General features: G+C 67.6%; 14 protein-coding genes. 5 read left to right on the forward strand and 9 right to left on the reverse strand.

The window, feature by feature from the left end; translation table 11 throughout:
• Nucleotides 1–265: 265 nt before the first annotated feature.
• Complete coding sequence (locus TSB10GB4_RS18565; RefSeq protein WP_186396972.1) at nt 266–940, reverse strand: DNA-3-methyladenine glycosylase I; 675 nt, start codon at nt 938–940, stop codon at nt 266–268.
• Between the two features lie 175 nt (nt 941–1,115).
• Nucleotides 1,116–1,835, reverse strand: coding sequence for a protein phosphatase CheZ (locus TSB10GB4_RS18570; RefSeq protein WP_186387022.1), 720 nt, complete (start codon nt 1,833–1,835; stop codon nt 1,116–1,118).
• A gap of 232 nt (nt 1,836–2,067) precedes the next feature.
• On the opposite strand from TSB10GB4_RS18570, the gene TSB10GB4_RS18575 reads away from it, so the two are divergent.
• The gene (locus tag TSB10GB4_RS18575) at nt 2,068–2,802 is read left to right on the forward strand and encodes a DUF2927 domain-containing protein (protein WP_208984872.1); all 735 of its coding nucleotides are present in this window, start codon (nt 2,068–2,070) and stop codon (nt 2,800–2,802) included.
• Between the two features lie 185 nt (nt 2,803–2,987).
• Nucleotides 2,988–3,716 carry a L,D-transpeptidase gene (locus TSB10GB4_RS18580; RefSeq protein WP_186387023.1) on the forward strand — a complete coding sequence of 243 codons (729 nt, stop codon included), beginning with the start codon at nt 2,988–2,990 and terminating at the stop codon, nt 3,714–3,716.
• Nucleotides 3,717–3,787: 71 nt separating this feature from the next.
• On the opposite strand, the gene glcF is transcribed toward TSB10GB4_RS18580, so the two are convergent.
• The 3 genes from glcF to TSB10GB4_RS18595 all read right to left on the reverse strand — a co-directional run bounded on the left by glcF (nt 3,788) and on the right by TSB10GB4_RS18595 (nt 7,906).
• The gene (gene glcF / locus TSB10GB4_RS18585; RefSeq protein ID WP_186396973.1) at nt 3,788–5,119 is read right to left on the reverse strand and encodes a glycolate oxidase subunit GlcF; all 1,332 of its coding nucleotides are present in this window, start codon (nt 5,117–5,119) and stop codon (nt 3,788–3,790) included.
• Nucleotide 5,120: 1 nt separating this feature from the next.
• Nucleotides 5,121–6,338 carry an FAD-binding protein gene (locus tag TSB10GB4_RS18590; protein ID WP_186396974.1) on the reverse strand — a complete coding sequence of 406 codons (1,218 nt, stop codon included), beginning with the start codon at nt 6,336–6,338 and terminating at the stop codon, nt 5,121–5,123.
• Nucleotides 6,339–6,409: 71 nt separating this feature from the next.
• Nucleotides 6,410–7,906 (reverse strand): FAD-linked oxidase C-terminal domain-containing protein, encoded by a 1,497-nt coding sequence (locus TSB10GB4_RS18595; RefSeq protein WP_186396975.1) that lies wholly within the window; start codon nt 7,904–7,906, stop codon nt 6,410–6,412.
• A gap of 242 nt (nt 7,907–8,148) precedes the next feature.
• Here TSB10GB4_RS18595 and TSB10GB4_RS18600 point away from each other — a divergent pair, with 242 nt between their 5' ends.
• The 3 genes from TSB10GB4_RS18600 (at nt 8,149) to TSB10GB4_RS18610 (ending at nt 11,169) form a co-directional block, all read left to right on the forward strand.
• The gene (locus TSB10GB4_RS18600; RefSeq protein ID WP_186396976.1) at nt 8,149–9,210 is read left to right on the forward strand and encodes a LysR family transcriptional regulator; all 1,062 of its coding nucleotides are present in this window, start codon (nt 8,149–8,151) and stop codon (nt 9,208–9,210) included.
• A gap of 197 nt (nt 9,211–9,407) precedes the next feature.
• A complete protein-coding gene (locus TSB10GB4_RS18605) occupies nt 9,408–9,806 on the forward strand; it encodes a cytochrome c family protein (RefSeq protein ID WP_186396977.1) in 399 nt (132 codons plus the stop codon).
• A 227-nt stretch (nt 9,807–10,033) separates the two neighbouring features.
• A protein-coding gene (locus tag TSB10GB4_RS18610) for an IS3 family transposase (RefSeq protein ID WP_244570962.1) occupies nt 10,034–11,169 on the forward strand; the annotation gives its coding sequence in 2 pieces (ribosomal slippage) (nt 10,034–10,283 and nt 10,283–11,169; 1,137 coding nt in all).
• A gap of 94 nt (nt 11,170–11,263) precedes the next feature.
• Here the strand turns inward: TSB10GB4_RS18610 and TSB10GB4_RS18615 are convergent.
• The 4 genes from TSB10GB4_RS18615 to TSB10GB4_RS18630 all read right to left on the reverse strand — a co-directional run bounded on the left by TSB10GB4_RS18615 (nt 11,264) and on the right by TSB10GB4_RS18630 (nt 16,327).
• Nucleotides 11,264–12,688, reverse strand: a complete 1,425-nt coding sequence (locus TSB10GB4_RS18615) for a DUF3422 family protein (RefSeq protein WP_186396979.1) — start codon at nt 12,686–12,688, stop codon at nt 11,264–11,266.
• A gap of 78 nt (nt 12,689–12,766) precedes the next feature.
• Entirely contained in the window at nt 12,767–14,149 is a 1,383-nt protein-coding gene (locus TSB10GB4_RS18620) for a TRAP transporter large permease subunit (protein WP_186396980.1), read from the reverse strand.
• Between the two features lie 14 nt (nt 14,150–14,163).
• The gene (locus TSB10GB4_RS23685; protein WP_208984873.1) at nt 14,164–15,126 is read right to left on the reverse strand and encodes a TRAP transporter small permease subunit; all 963 of its coding nucleotides are present in this window, start codon (nt 15,124–15,126) and stop codon (nt 14,164–14,166) included.
• Between the two features lie 154 nt (nt 15,127–15,280).
• Nucleotides 15,281–16,327, reverse strand: coding sequence for a TRAP transporter substrate-binding protein (locus TSB10GB4_RS18630; protein WP_208984874.1), 1,047 nt, complete (start codon nt 16,325–16,327; stop codon nt 15,281–15,283).
• Nucleotides 16,328–16,494: the final 167 nt, after the last annotated feature.

The following is a 16,494-nucleotide window of genomic DNA, read 5'->3' on the forward strand; positions in this document are numbered from 1 at the left end:
GTCTCTCCGGCGGCATCAACCCCGTGGAGTTGGAAGAGATGCTTGGACGTGTCCATGCCGATGCGCGTAATCTCGTTCATTGGGCGGCTCCTTCGATGTGTTGGGACCATCATCTTGGCGCAAAACGGCGCCGGATGGGGGCCGTCCACCCCAACGGGGTCTATTGGCTGCCAGAGCGGCGGCGGGGACGCGGCGAACCGTCGTCTGGCCGGCTCTGCGCTACGCGCGGCCGGGATGACCTCCGAGAGAGAGGAACGGCCGCGTCTTACGTCGGGCGGACCAGCGCCTGCCGCTGCCGCTCGACCTCCTCGCGCACGCAGCAGCCCTCGAGATGGTCGTTGACCAGCCCCATGGCCTGCATGAAGGCATAGACGGTGGTGGGGCCGACGAAGCTCCAGCCGCGCTTCTTGAGGTCCTTCGACAGGGCGCGGGAGGCCGCCGTCTGGGCGAGCACCGAGAGCGAGGCATGGTCGCAGCGCTCGGGCCGGTCCTGCGGTTCGGGCTCGAAGCTCCAGACATAGGCGGCGAGCGAGCCGCGCTCGGCGGCAAGATCGCAGGCGCGGCGGGCATTGTTGATGGTCGAGACGATCTTGCCGCGATGGCGGACGATGCCGGCGTCCTGCAGCAGCCGCTCGACATCGGCCTCGCCGAAGCGGGCCACCGCCTCGAAATCGAAACCGGCGAAGGCGGCGCGGAAGCTCTCGCGCTTGCGCAGGATGGTCAGCCAGGACAGGCCCGACTGGAACCCCTCGAGGCAGAGCTTTTCGAACAGGCGGCGGTCGTCGGTGACCGGGCGGCCCCATTCCGTATCGTGATAGGCGAGATAATCCGGCTTGTTGCCATGCCACCAGCAGCGGCAGCGGCCATCCTCGCCGCGCAGCAGGCCGGGCGGCAGGTCGTCCTGCGCTGCTGCCCCGCCGGTGTCGAAAGCCTCGCTCATCATCCCTCCCCGGCCCGCGGCCGCGCCAATCGTTCGCTCTTTGTTCTTGATAGCAGGAACGGCAAGGCTTGTGAAGCGATGCCATTTTTTCGCTCGCACCGGACTCGCTGCGGTCGCCGGCTCCGCGGGGGCGGGCGTCGCCCAGCGACGGGGCACGGGATGGCGGGGTCCGCGATCAGGCGAACAGGGCGTCGATGTCGTCCTGGCTGGCGACGCCGTCGTCGGTGTCCAGCGAGGGGCCGTTGAGCAGGGCGGCGTCGCCCTCGCGCACGGCGCGCTCGTCCGGCTCGATCGTCTTGAAGGTCTCGATGCCGCCCCAGATGTCCATCATCCGGATGATGCGGTCCTCGATGAAGCGCAGCGTGGTGATGACCTTGTTGATGCGCTGGCCGGTGAGGTCCTGGAAGTTGCAGGACTCGAAGATCTGGACGACCTTCTCCTGGATGTCGTTGGCAAGATCCGCGTCCTGACCGCGCAGGCGCGCGGCCAGCGTGTTCGCCGTCTCGTCGATGAACTCGGCCGCCGAGAGAATGCTCTCCGTCGCCCCTTCGGTGCCGTGGACCACCGCGTCGAGCTCGTTGGTGACCCGGTTCATCTCCTGGCCTTCATGGCCGGTGGTGTGATGCAGCGTGGCGATCTCGCGCTTGGTCCGGGCGATCGCCTCGTAGATCGAATCGAGCTCGGCCTTCAGCTTCACCGCCTCGCCCAGCTCATGCTTGAACTGCTCGAGCATCTGGTTGCCGACCTCCTCGGGCGGGCGAATCATCGCCTTGATCGAGGCGATTTCCGCCATCAGCGCCCGATACTGGATGTCCGACCCTTGCGCGGAGCCGCTGTCGGCGCTCGACTGCTGCAGGAGGCTCTCGGCTCTAAAGGCTCGTCTGGTGGCCATCATGGTCGGGGTCGTCTCCAGATCTTCTAGGTCAGGCGATGTCGGGACAGGCAATGGGGGCGCCGGACTCCTGCTATAGCCGGCGAGGATTTAAGGAATGGTTCCGGGCATGGCTGCCGCAACGGCATTTTCGACAGGGGGCGAGCTTTTGCGTTCCGCTCCCCTGCCCGGTTCTGTATGCTGCCCGGCGGCGGTCGACGCCTGATTGAGATGCCGTTACCGGGACACCAAACCCTTGCGCCGACCGCTGTCGCGACTGATCCTGCTGCTATGCCTTGCCCTGCCGGCCGTTGCCGGCAGCGCAGTGTCCCTGCGCGCGGCGCCTCACACCTTCTCCACCGAGGAACTGATCGACGGCTTCATGAAGACCGTCTTCGGGCTGGAATACCGCTCGTGGAGCTGGCAGCCCTATCTCGTCAAGAAATACACCGGGCCGGTGCGCTTCTACGTCCACAACATGGCGGCGAGGGACCGGCGGCCGACCGTCTATCGCTTCATCGAGCAGATCGGCGCCGGGATCCGCGGCCTGTCGACGATCATCGTGCCGACGCCGGAGGAGGCGAACTTCCACGTCTATGTGGTCGACCGCGGCCAGTATCGCGACGTGGTGCGGCGCCACATCTACAAGGACCCGACCGCCGACGTGCCCGGCCGCTGCCTGGTGCGGGTCGTCTCCGACCGGCGCGGCATCTCGCAATCGGCGGCGGTGATCGTCTCCGACGAGGGCGACTTCCTGTTCCGCCGCTGCCTGGTGGAGGAGCTGCTGCAGGGGCTGGGGCCGATGAACGACGACGATTCGCTGGTGCATTCGGTGTTCAACGACCGCTCCCGGCATAGCCGCTTCACCACCTTCGACCGGCTGCTGCTGAACATGCTCTACCATCCGCGCATCCAGCCGGGCATGAGCCCGGCCCAGGTCGAGCCCCTGCTGCCGGCGATCGTGCGCGAGATCCGCCCGCTGGTGAACTGACGCGCCGCCGATTCACGCGGCGTTCACCATGTCCTTCAACCCGGCGCTAACCAAGCGAAGAGAATCCCGCCCAGCTTGCGCCAGGGTTTACGATTGGCTGCCACGCAACCGCTACCTTGAAGCAATCCGCCGCCAGACCGGCCGGCGGCCTATCGTGGTGCGACGAAGAGGTTGCGAGTACGTCGATGAGCCGAACAGGTTTTCTCCTTGCCGCGGCGATGCTGGCCGGCGCGATGGCGCTGTCCCCCGCCAGGGCGGATTATCGCAGCGGCGCCGGCGCGCCGCCGCTTCTGCTGAGCCCCGACCTGACGGAACCGTGGGTGATGCAATTGCAGCCCCACCGGCGCCAGATGCGGTCGCAGGTGACCACCCGCCCGGTGATGCGCCAACCGCAGACCCTGCAACAGGTGCGCCATATGGGCGTCGCCCCGGCGGTGGCGGCCCGGCCGCAGCCGCCGCAGCGCCAGGTCGACCCGCGCTTCCTGCCGACCACCGTCGCCTATGACGGCAAGCACAAGCCCGGCGACATCGTCATCGATACCGAGGCGCGCTATCTCTACCTGGTGGAAAAGGGCGGCTTTGCCCGCCGCTACGGCGTCGGCGTCGGCCGTCCCGGCTTCGAATGGGCCGGCACGCACACGGTGACGCGCAAGGCCGAGTGGCCGGACTGGCGCCCGCCGGCGGAAATGCGCAAGCGCCAGCCGCACCTGCCGGTGCACATGGCCGGCGGCCCGAAGAACCCGCTCGGCGCCCGCGCCCTCTATCTCGGCTCGACACTCTACCGCATCCACGGCTCGAACGAGCCCTGGACCATCGGCCGGGCGGTGTCCTCGGGCTGCATCCGCATGCGCAACGAGGACGTGATCGACCTCTACGACCGGGTGCCGGTCGGCGCCAAGGTCCACGTCCGCTAACCGTTTTTCTGCAAGGTCCCCGCAAGCGACAGCCCCCGGACGGTTCCGCCGCCCGGGGGTTTTCGTTTGGTTCAGGCCGTGGCGGCAAGACCCCGTTCGCCCAACAGCGCCGGCTCCGGCCCGCCATAGGCCCAGTCGAGCAGCAGCACCGTGTGCAGCACCGGCAGGTCGGTGCCGCTGCCGATCTGGGTGATGCAGCCGACATTGCCGGTGGCGACGAGATCGGGCGCGGTCTTCTCGATATTGGCGACCTTGCGGTCGCGCAGGCGGCGGGCAAGGTCCGGCTGCAGGATGTTGTAGGTGCCGGCCGAGCCGCAGCACAGATGCCCCTCCGGCACGTCGCGCACGGCAAAGCCGGCCGCCGTGAGCAACTGCTTTGGCTGGCGGGTGATCTTCTGCCCGTGCTGCATGGAACAGGCCGAGTGATAGGCGACCGTCAGCCCCGTGGCGCGGGCCGGCGCACCGAGGTCGAGGCCGGCGAGGTACTCGGTGATGTCCTTGGCCAGCGCCGAGACTTTCGCGGCCTTTTCCGCATAGGCCGGATCGTCCTTCAGCATGAAGCCGTAATCCTTGATCGTGGTGCCGCAGCCGGACGCGGTGATCAGGATGGCGTCGAGCCCCTCGCCGTCGAGCTCGCGCGTCCAGGCATCGACATTGCGGCGGGCGTCGGTCAGCGCCTGGTCCTCGCGGCCCATGTGATGGACCAGCGCGCCGCAGCAGCCCTCGCCCTTCGGCAGCACCACCTCGACGCCGACGCGGGTGAGCAGGCGGACGGTCGCCTCGTTGATCTCGGGGGCCAGCACCGGCTGGGCGCAGCCGGTGAGCAGGGCGACGCGGCCCTTGCGCGCGGCGCTAGCTGCCGGATAGGCGCTGCCCGGCTTCAGCGAGGAGGGCGAGGGCGCCTTCAGGGGCGCGAGCGCGAGCATGGCGCCGAGCTGCTTGAACGGACCGCCAAACGCGCCCAGTAGGCCGGCGAAGGGCCGGGCGTAGAAGGCGGCGACCAGCGACACGCGGAAGCGGCCGGGATGCGGCAGCACGAAGGCGAGCAGCGCGCGCACCATCCGGTTGCCGAGCGGGCGGCGATAGGTCTTCTCGATATGGGCGCGGGCATGGTCGACCAGGTGCATGTAATGCACGCCCGAGGGGCAGGTCGTCATGCAGGAGAGACAGGAGAGGCAGCGGTCGATATGGCGCACGGTGCGGGCATCGGCCGGCCGGTCGTTCTCCAGCATCTCCTTGATGAGATAGATGCGGCCGCGCGGGCTGTCGAGCTCGTCGCCGAGCAGGGCGAAGGTCGGGCAGGTGGCGGTGCAGAAGCCGCAATGGACGCATTTGCGCAGGATCTTCTCGGACTCCGCCATATGCGGGTCGGCGAGCTGATGGATGGAGAAGCTGGTCTGCATGTCAGTGTCCCGCCGTCATGCGGCCCGGGTTGAGGATGCCGTGTGGGTCGAACTGCTCCTTCAGCCGGGCCGACAGGGCGGCGAGCGGACCGGGCTGGGGCTGGAACACGGGGATGGACGAGCGCAGCGGCGCGGGCGCGCGCACCAGGGTCGCATGGCCGCCGCCGCAGGCGGCAATGGCGGCGCGGATCGCCTCGGCGCGGGCATCGACGCCCGGTACGGCGAGCCAGACAAGGCCGCCCGACCAGTCGTAGAAGGCCGTGCAGGCGAACTGACCCACAAGCTGCGCGACAACAGCGGGACCGGCGGTCGGGGCAACGGAGAGGCGCCAGACGAGATCGTCGCTGCCGGCGAAGGCCTCCGCATCGCGCACCGCCCGCCACAGGGCGCGGGAGGCGTCAACCTCCACCCGCGAAACGGACCGGCCGGTGCCGAGCAGGGCGCGCAGCCGCTCGAACCGGTAGTCGACGGAGGGGCCGAAGCCCTCCAGCCGCAACAGGGTCGCGGGACCGGAGAGCCTATGGCCGCGCGCGGCAAGATCCCGCGCGACGGCTTCCGGCAGATGCGCGGCGGCGGAGACCTCGGCCGAGGAGCCCATGGCGGCGGTCATCGCGGTGGCGGCCTCGGCATCGGCAAGGCCGGAAAGCAGGAAGGTCGCCTCGGTCTCAGCCCGCGGCAGCACCTTCAGCGTGAGGCGGGTGGCGACCGCCAGCGTGCCCCAGGAGCCGGTCAGGGTGCGCGGCAGGTCGTAGCCGGTGACGTTCTTCACCACCCGGCCGCCGGACTTGAAGATCTCGCCGCGTCCGGACACCGCGTCCATGCCGAGCACATGGTCGCGCGCGGCGCCGTGCTTCAGCCGCTTGGAGCCGGCGAGGTTGGCGGCGATGACGCCGCCAAGGGTGCCCTGCCCTGCCGGCCGGCCGAGCAGCGGGCCGTAGTCGAGCGGGTCGAAGGCGAGTTCCTGGTTCTTTGCTGCGAGCGCCGCCTCGATCTCGGCGATCGGCGTGCCGGGCAGCGCGGTGAGGACCAGTTCCTCCGGCTCGTAGAGCTCGATGCCGGCAAGGCCGGACATGTCGAGCACCTGGCCGGCCTGCACCGGGCGCCCGAGGGCGCGCTTGGAGGCCTGGCCGACGATCTCCAGCGGCTCGTGCTCGGCCGCCGCCCAGCGGACGACGTCGCGGGCCTCCTCCGCCGTGCGCGGCTTGAACGTGTCGGGCATCTTGTCTTCTCGTGCTGGCTTGCGGGTCGAGAGGGGCGGGTCGAGAGAGGCGGGCTCGAGAGGCGCGCGCATCAGAACCGGGGAATGTCGGGAAACGGCAACTGCCCCTTGCTGACATGCATGCGGCCAAGCTCGGCGCAGCGATGCAGCTCCGGAAAGACCTTGCCCGGATTGAGCAACTGCTTGGGATCGAAGGCGCATTTGACCCGCTGCTGCTGCTTGAGATCGTCCTCGGAGAACATCACCGGCATCAGGTCGCGCTTTTCGATGCCGACGCCGTGCTCGCCGGTCAGGACGCCGCCGACCTCGACGCAGAGCCGCAGGATGTCGGCGCCGAAATCCTCCGCCCGCTCCAACTCGCCCGGCTTGTTGGCATCGTAGAGAATGAGCGGATGCAGATTGCCATCGCCGGCATGGAAGACATTGGCGCAGCGCAGCCCGTGCTTTTCGGAAAGCTCGCGCATGCGGGCGAGGACCTGCGGCAGGGCGCGGCGGGGAATGGTGCCGTCCATGCACAGATAGTCGGGCGAGATGCGCCCGACCGCCGGGAAGGCCGACTTGCGCCCGGCCCAGAAGGCGAGGCGCTCCTCCTCCGAGGTGGAGACGCGCAGCGAGGTGGCGCCGTTGCGGCGGGCGATGGCCTCGACCTCGGCGAGCAGGTGATCGACCTCGGCCTCGGGACCGTCGAGCTCGACGATCAGCAGCGCGCCGGCATCGCACGGATAGCCGACATTGACGAAGTCCTCGGCGAAGTTGATGGCCAGTTCGTCCATCATCTCCATGCCGCCGGGAATGATGCCGGCGCCGATGATCTCGGCGACGCACTGGCCGCCGGCCTCGCTGGAGGGAAAGCCGACCAGCGCGGCGCGCGCCGTCTCCGGCTTCTGCAGGATGCGCACGGTGACCTCGGTGACGACGCCGAGCAGACCTTCCGAGCCGGTCATCAGGGCGAGCAGGTCGTAGCCTTCGGCATCGAGATGCTTGCCGCCGAGGCGGATCACCTCGCCGGTGATCAGCACCATTTCGAGGCCGAGCACATTGTTGGTGGTCAGCCCGTATTTCAGCGAGTGCACGCCGCCGGAATTTTCCGCGATGTTGCCGCCGATGGAACAGGCGATCTGCGAGGAGGGATCTGGCGCGTAGTAGAAGCCGAGATGCTCGACCGCGCGGGTGATGCCGAGATTGGTGACGCCGGGCTGGGCGACGACGGCGCGGTTGGCCGCGTCGATGTCCAGCACCTTGTTGAACTTCATCATCGACATCAGCACGCCGTCGCCGAGCGGCAGGGCGCCGCCGGACAGCGAGGTGCCAGCGCCGCGCGGCACCACCTTGACGCCGTTGTCGTGGCAATAGCGCAGCACCGCCGAGACCTGCTCCACGGTTTCCGGCAGGACCACGACCATCGGCATCTGGCGATAGGCGTTGAAGCCGTCGGTCTCGTAGACCCGCATGCCGATGTCGGTGTCGATGACGCCCTCGCCCGGCACCATCTCCTTCAGCGCCCGCACGATCTCGTCGCGGCGCGACAGGACGGCCGCGTCCGGCCTGGGCATGGCAATGCCGCTCATGTGGTCTCCTCCCTCGGCACGAATCGCGCCGGCCTGCGTGATCCGGCAGTCGCGCGCCAGCGTAGTATCCAGGATAAGCGGCTTCCTGGAAACTCCGCTCCAGCGGACGGATCGGAGTTTCCGGGCGTCTCTTGACCTAAGGTGCGATTGCGGACGGCGATGGCAACCCGCATAGCATGGCAAATAGCTCGCACGCGATGAAGCGTTGAAAATCGATAAAAACAATTTCCTATGGGTTGAAAATGACCGATTTTGCCGACATGGAAATCTTCGCAAGGGTGGTGGCGGCCGGCAGCATGTCGGCGGCCGGACGCGAGATGGGCCTGTCGCCCGCCGTGGTCTCCAAGCGGATGCGCCGGCTGGAAGACCGGCTGGGGACAAGGCTGTTGCAGCGCACGACGCGGCAACTGGCGCTGACCGAGGCCGGACAGGGCTATTACAAGCGGGTGGTGGCGATCCTCGCCTCGATCGAGGAGGCGGAAAGCTATGTCAGCCGCCGCTCGGCGCTGGCACGCGGCACCTTGCGGGTGAGCGCGCCGACCGCCTTCGGCCGCATGCATATCGCGCCGCATCTGGGCGCCTTCCTTGCCGACAACCCGGACCTTTCCTTCAACCTCGACCTGTCGGACGAATTCATCGACATCGTCGGCGAAGGCTATGACCTTGCCATCCGCATCGCCGAGTTGGAGGATTCCAGCCTGGTCGCGCGGCGGCTGGCGCCGGTGCACCGGGTGCTGTGCGCCGCCCCGGCCTATCTCGACCGGCGCGGCGCGCCGCAGACCATCGGCGAATTGCAGGACAAGCATGCCTGCATCTCCACCACCCAGCAGGAGCTGTGGCGCCTGGCCGGGCCGGACGGACCGGAGATCGTGCGCACCGGCGGGCCGATCCGCACCAATTCCAGCGAGGTGGTGCGCGAGGCGCTGCTGGCCGGGCTCGGCATCGCCCTGCGCTCGACCTGGGACATCGGCCCGGAACTGCGCGAGGGCCGGCTGCGCATCGTGCTGCCGCAGTACCGGGCCTCGAAGAATGTCGGCCTGCACGCGGTCTATCCGAGCCGCCGCTTCCTGCCGGCCAAGGTGCGGGTGTTCATCGACTTCCTCGCCAAGCTCTACGGCCCGGCCCCCTATTGGGACGAGGGGCTGGACCAGTGGCTGGCGCGGCCGGGCGAGGACGGCGAGGCGCCGGACGGGCGGATGGACGGGCAGTTCGACGGGCAGTTCGATGGCCGGCTGGATGGGCGGCTGGATGGTCAGAGCGCCGACATGACGGGCGGCAGGGCCGGCGAGGCCTCGCCGGCCTGAGGACTGGCGAGACACAGAACGAGGACCGTGGTTCTCCCATCTGGCAAACGCGGCCGCGACCCTCTACCTTCGCAAAATGCGACATGTTGCCTCGCTCCAGGCAGGATGACGCCAAGCCGGATCGTGATAGGGTCGGCCCCCGCGACCGACCGTGCTCGGCCGACCCGACGAAGAGAGAAATCCTGGGAGAACAGACTATGAAGCGTCTTGTGTTGCTGGCCGGTGCCGCCCTCCTCGCTGCCTCCGCGAGCGCGCAGGCGGATGGCGATGCCGCCGCCGGCGAGAAGGTGTTCCGCAAGTGTATGGCCTGCCACGCCGTCGGCGAAGGCGCCAAGAACAAGGTGGGGCCGCATCTGAACGGCGTGGTCGACGCGGCCTGGGGCCATGTCGACGACTTCAAGTATTCCAAGCCGCTGCTGGACGGCAAGGAGGCCGGCAAGGTCTGGGACAACGAGACGCTGCACGCCTATCTCACCAACCCGAAGGACGTCATCCCGAAGGGCAAGATGGCCTTTGCCGGCCTCAAGAAGGAAGACGAGCGCGCCGACGTCATCGCCTATCTGGCGCAGTTCGCCCTCGACGGCAGCAAGCAGTGACCCGGCCCGCCGCGGGCGGGAGCGCGTAAGCGCCAGAATGCCGGCATCAGAGTTTCAAGGGAGCCGTTCCCCCGAACGGCTCCCTTTTCATTTGGGGATTTTTGGGGGAGCCGTTCCCCCGAACGGCTCCCTTTTCATTTGGGGATTTTTGGGGGAGCCGTTCCCCCGAACGGCTTGGACTTGCTTCGCAAAAGTGGAGAGGGTTTCCTGGCCTTGGAGGGCTTTTGATGAAGCAGCAACGATTTACGCAGGAGTTCCGGGACGAAGCGGTTCGGCTGGTTGTTTCGGTTGGTCGTCGCCAGGCGGAGGTTTCGCGGGAACTGGGGATAGGCTTGTCGACGCTGGAGCGGTGGGTTGCCTCGGCTCGCGCGCGCGCCGTTTCGGCGCCCGTCTCGGAGACGGCGGAAGACGAGGTGAAGCGGCTGCGGCGTGAGAATGCAATCCTGCGCGAGGAGCGCGAGATCCTAAAAAAAGCCACGGCTTTCTTTGCAAGCGAGGCAAGGCGATGAGCTACGCGTTCATCGATGCAAGGAAAGCGGAGCATCCGGTCTCGCGCATGTGCCGCGTCCTGTCGGTCAGCCAGAGCGGCTATTATGCCTGGAAGCGGCGCCCGCAGAGCCGGCGGCGGCGCGACGACAAGGTTCTGTCTGCCCGGATACGCATGGCGTTTCTCCTGTCGCACGCCACCTATGGCAGCCCGCGCATGGTGCATGAGTTGCGCGATCAGGGGTTCGCCGTCGGCCGGCGGCGGGTTGCGCGCTTGATGCGCGAGACCGGCCTGCGGGCGCGCCAGAAGCGCCGGCGCGGCCACCGGGATGCGGGAACCGGCGGCTTGGCCGTCGCCGGGAACCTGATCGCGCGGCAGTTCGCCACCGATGGCCCGAACCGCAAGTGGGCGGCAGACATCACCCATCTGTGGACCGGTCAGGGCTGGCTCTATCTGGCCGTCATCCTCGACCTGTACGCCCGGCGGATCGTCGCGTGGGAGGCTTCCGACCGGCTGCATGCGGGCGTGGCCCTGTCGGCCCTCGACAAGGCCATCGCCTTGCGCGGGGTGGCGCCCGGCCTCATCCACCACTCCGACCGGGGCAGCCAGTATCGCGCAACCGCCTATCAGGCCAGGCTGCACGCCAACGGCATCGCCCCCTCCATGTCGGCCAAGGGCAACGCTTACGACAACGCCATGGTGGAAACCTTCTTCAAGACCTTGAAAACGGAACTCGTCTGGCGCACCCGGTTCGAAACCCGAAAAGACGCCGTCAATGCCATCGCGCGCTACATCGACGGTTTCTACAATCCCTCAAGACGCCACTCGGCGCTTGGATACATCAGCCCCGTCCAGTTCGAAAAAATGGGCGGATAACAAAACCCCTCTCCACTTTTGCGAAGCAAGTTCAGGCCTCGTCCGGGAAGACGAAAAGAGAGGTCGTGCGCGCCCCTCTCCCTTTCCCTCGCCCTCACCTTTCGCCGTGGTCCTCGTCGCTGTGGTGGCGGCGGATGCGGCGGACGGTGAGGAAGACGGCGGCGAGCACCACCGGCACGGCAAGGCCGGTCATCAGCTCCGGCGAGGGCAGCCAGGCTGCCAGCGGCCCGGTCTTGGCACCCTTGGCGAGATAGGCGATCAGCCCGACCACATAATAGCTGACGGCGGCGACCGACAGGCCCTCGACGGTCTGCTGCAGGCGCAGTTGCAGCCGCGCCCGCCGGTTCATCGCGGCAAGCTGCGAGCGGTTGTCCTGCTGCAGCTCGACATCGACGCGGGTGCGCAGCAAGGTGGCGGCGCGTGCCAGCTTTTCCGCCAGCTTGACCTGCCGCTCCTCCAGAGTCTCGCAGGTGCGCATGGCCGGCGCCAGCCGCCGCGACAGGAACTGGCTGAGGGTGAAATAGCCCTCGCGCTGGCGCTCGCCGAAGATCTCCAGCCGCTGGCGGACGATGCCGTAATAGGCGCGGCTGGCGCCGAAGCGATAGGCGCTCTCCGCCGCGCTCGCCTCCAGATCGGCGGCAAGGCGCGTCAGCTCGTCGAGCAGGGCGCGGTTGGCCTCCAGCCCGACGCTGGTGCGCATGCGCTCGGCCAGCGCCAAGAGCGCCCCCTCGATCGCCGAGACGCGCGGCATCTGGCGCTGCGCCTCGGCAAGGCCGAGCATGGCGAAGACGCGGTAGGTCTCCAGCTCCAGCAGCCGCTGGCTCTGGGCGCCGGCCTGCACCGGCGACAACCCGCGGTCGCCGACAAGGATGCGGGTGAGGCCGTCGCGGTCCTGGCGGAAATCGGTGGCGATGACGGAGGCGCCGCCATCGGTCTCGGCCACGCACAGGCTCGCCCGGTCGAAACGGGCGAAGCGCCGCTCGAAGGCGGAACTGTCGGCCGGCACCACATCGAGGCGCGCCGCCACCATCATCGGCCCCGGCGCGCGGAACCGCGCCCCGAAGGGATGGCCGGCCGGGGCGCCGTCGATCGCGGCGGCCGGATCGAGCGGCCCGTCCCAGGTATAGGTGAGGAACTCGCCATGCCGCTCGCGCCGCAGCACCCCCTCGCCGATCTCCACCAGATGGTGCCGCTCCGCCTCGCCCGGCCCCTGCAGGCCGAGGGAGCGGCAATAGCCGGCGAACCAGGCGCGATCGGCCTCGGCCGCCGCCTCGTCGACGGTGAAGCCGTAGCGCAGGAAGACGCGCGGCCCGACCTGCGGCCGGAACGGGCGGGCATGCAGCTCGCCGAGCACGAAGTCGCGGGAGGGATGCACGGTGAAACCGGGCAGACGCGGCTCCGCACCGTCACCGCCACCGCCACCGTCACCGTCACCACCTCCGCCCTCGTCGCGGGGGCCGCCCCGACCGTCGCCGCCCGTCCGCGGGGCCCGGCCCGCCTCGCTGTCGCTGTCCGCCATTCCGGCGCCCCCTCGCACGAAAAAAAGCCTGCCCCGCCCGCGAGCGCGGACGGGGCAGGCTGCATTAGGCCACAGGCGTCAGTTGCCGAGCAATGCGTTAGGTAGCCACAGGACAATGCCGGGGAAGACAATGCACAGGGCAAGGCCGAACAACTGCAGCAGCACGAAGGGAATGATGCCCTTGTAGATCTGCTGGATCGTCACCTGCGGCGGCGCCACGCCCTTCATGTAGAACAGCGCGAAGCCGAAGGGTGGTGTCAGGAACGATGTCTGCAGGTTCGTCGACACCAGGATGGTGAACCAGATCAGCGCCACCTCCCCGACGCCCTCGAAACCGGCCAGGTGCATGCCGAAGTCGAGCTTGGCAACGATCGGGCCGAACACCGGCAGGACGATCAGGGTGATCTCGATCCAGTCGAAGAAGAAGCCGAGGAAGAAGATCATCCCCATCAGCACGAAGAGGATGCCCCAGGGACCGACGCCCGCCCAGGCGATGAACTCGTCGATCAGCGCCTCGCCGCCGAGCCAGCGGAACACCAGCGAGAAGCAGGTGGCGCCGAGGAAGATGCCGAACAGCATGGCGCCGGTCAGCGCCGAGCGGTGGCAGACATCCTTCATCACCTGGAAGCTGAGCTTGCGGTTGAGAAAGGCGAGCAGAGTGGAGCCCGCCGCGCCAACGCCGGCCGCCTCGGTCGGGGTGGCAAGGCCGGCGAAGATCGAGCCGAGCACCACGACGATGAGAAACACCGGCGGCACGAAGCTCTTGAAGATCATCGCCCAGAACTCGCCGCGCGTCGTCGGGCCGATATTGTCGGGCAGCGGCGGAGCAAGCTGCGGCCGCACCCGGCACAGCACCATGATGTAGAGCGCATAGAGCGCCGACAGCAGCAGACCGGGGATGATGGCGGCGATGAACACGGTGCCGACCGGGATCGACATCAGGTCCGACATGATCACCAGCATGATCGAGGGCGGTATCAGGATGCCGAGAGTGCCCGAGGCGGCGATGGTGCCGGTGGCCAACGGGATATTGTAGTTGCGGTCCAGCATCACCGGCAGCGCCAGCAGGGTGATCATCACCACCGAGGCGCCGATGATGCCGGTGGTGGCGGCCATGATCGTGCCCATCAAGGTCACCGACAGGGCGAGGCCGCCGGGAACCCGGCGGGTCAGCACCTGCAGGCAGTAGAGCAGGTCCTTGGCGACGCCGGACTTCTCCAGCATCGTGCCCATGAAGATGAACATCGGAATCGCGACCAGGACGGGATTTTCCATCGTCCCGCCGAAAATGCGGTTGGGGATGATGACCAGCCGCGCGACGTTGAAGGTGCCCAGTTCCTGGGCCAGGAAGGCGAAGCCGAGGCCGACACCGCCGAGGATGAAGGCGACGGGGAAGCCGGTGAACAGCAGCAGCGCGAGCGCCACGAACATGAAGACCGGCAGAAGTTCGATGAATGTCATGTGTCGAGCTCCGGTCAGTCCGCGATCGGTCCGTTGGTGACCACATCCTTGGGCAGGTCCGCATGATGGGTGCCGGCATAGTCGCCGGAGCGCTCATTCAGGTAGGACGGGCCGAAGAGATAGACGACACACCGGAACGCGGCGGAAACGCCGGCGGTGAACAGCAGCGCAAAGCCGATGGGCAGCACCGACTTGATGATCCAGCGGTGGCTGAGGCCGGTCTGGGCGGCCGAAACCTCGCCGATCTGGTAGGACTTGCTCGCGAAGACCCAGCCGAACGAGACGATCAGATAGCAATAGGTCAGCAGGAAGAAGAGAATGCCGGCCAGTTCCATCCAGACGCGGGCCCGCCGGGTCAGCCGGTCGCGCACCAGTTCGATGCGCACATGCGCATCCTTGCGATAGGCGAAGCCGAGGCAGAGCATGAAGAGCACGGCATGCAGGTGCCACTCCAACTCCTGCAGCTTGGTGCTGTCGACATAGAACGAGGTGTCCATGATCGACGTGTCGAAGTCGAGCCACTTGCGCTGGGTGACATCGTAGAAGATGACCAGCATCAACGGCACGAAGATCCAGGAGGCGAGCTTGCCGACGCCGTTGACCGCGCGGTCGAAGTCGTCCGACGTCTCCAGCATGGTCTCATAGGCCTGCGGCGAACGGCTGCGCAGGATCAGCAGGGTGAGGCCGAGGACCAGCAGCGAGCCGATCAGGCCGGACAGCCCGTCATTGGCGCGGAAGAAGGCGCGGGGATCGACGTCCATCAACCGGAGGACGGCCGTCATTCCCGAATCGGTGACCGCGAAGACGAAGGCGGCCAGCACCATGGCGGCCACGGACAGCGACACGCGCCCTCCGAGGAACCCGCCGACGACGCCGAGCGCAAAGCCGGCGACGCAAAGATAATAGGCAGGAACGCCAAGCTCGAACGCCGCGACGACGGAGGCCGCGATGCCGAGAAGGCTGATCAGCGTTGACATGGAAACCCTCTCCCCGACCGGATAATCGGTGGACCGTACGGCCGCGGTCGGCGTCCAGCGAGCCGTCGGGCGCCAGGCACTGCGGCCTTGAGCGCAAATGACGGGCCCGCACCACCGTTGGGCAGCGCGGACCCGCCGTATCAGGCGTTCCGGGTTACTTCTTCAGGTAACCGACGTCGGACCAGATCTTGTACTCCGCGCGGAACTTGGAGAGCGACTCCCAGACACGGGCGAAGTTCGGGCTGGCTGCCTTCTCTTCCTCGACCACCTCGGCCCAGGCCTTCTCCATCGCCTCGAGAATCGCCGGGTCGAACTCCTTGATCTGGACGCCATGGCCCTGGAGCTCGGCAAGCGCGGAGGCCTGGATGGCCTCACCCTCGGCGATGCCGTAGATCATGTTGGCATCGCAGACGGCCTCGAAGATCGCCTTGGTCTGGTCGTCCAGCCCGTCCCACTCGGCCTTGTTCATCATCAGATCGAACATGGTCGACTGCTGGTGCCAGCCCGGGAAGTAGTAGAACTTCGCGACCTGGTGGAAGCCGAGCTTGAGATCGATCGCCGGCATGGAGAACTCGGTCGCGTCGATGGTGCCGAGCTCGAGCGCCGGGAAGATGTCGCCGCCGGCGAGAAGCTGCGTCGAGACGCCGAGCTTCTGCATGACCTTGGCACCAAGGCCGAAGAAGCGCATCTTCAAGCCCTTGAGATCGTCGACCGAGTTGATTTCCTTGCGGAACCAGCCGGCGGCCTCGGGTGCGATGACGGCGCAGATCAGCGACTTGATGCCGTAGGTGGCATAGATTTCGTCAAGCAGCTCCTGGCCGCCGCCGAACTTCAGCCACGCGACATATTCCGGCGCGCTGGGGCCGAAGGGCACCGCGGCGAAGAGCGCGAGCGAGCTGTCCTTGCCGGTCCAGTAGCCCGGGGTCGACCATGCGGCCTGCACCGCGCCGGTGGCAACGGCGTCGAAGGCCTCAAGCGCCGGAACGATGGCGCCCGGCTCCTGGAACTTGACGTTGATCTGGCCGCCGGAAGCAGCAGCGAGACGCTCGGACAACACCTTGCCGAGCGTACCGAGCTGCGTGAGCGAGCCCGGATAGGTCGACTGCATGTCCCAGTCGAGCTTGTCCAGCGCGACGGCCGGCGATGTCGCACCGATCGCAAGAGACGCCGTTACGGCAACTGCAGAAAGAAGAGATTTCACGTTCAGGTCCTCCCTAGGAACATCCTGCGCTCCAGGGACCGGACACGGCGACAACGGGCGGGCGCAATGCCCCGCCTGTCCGACGCCGAAAACGCTCCCCTCGCGCAACAGGACAGAACCGGATGCCTGCCTTTGCCGGAAGGTTGTCGCCGCACAACCCGCCTGGC

The sequence above is a fragment of the Stappia sp. TSB10GB4 genome (assembly GCF_900185745.1).
GTDB lineage: Bacteria > Pseudomonadota > Alphaproteobacteria > Rhizobiales > Stappiaceae > Stappia.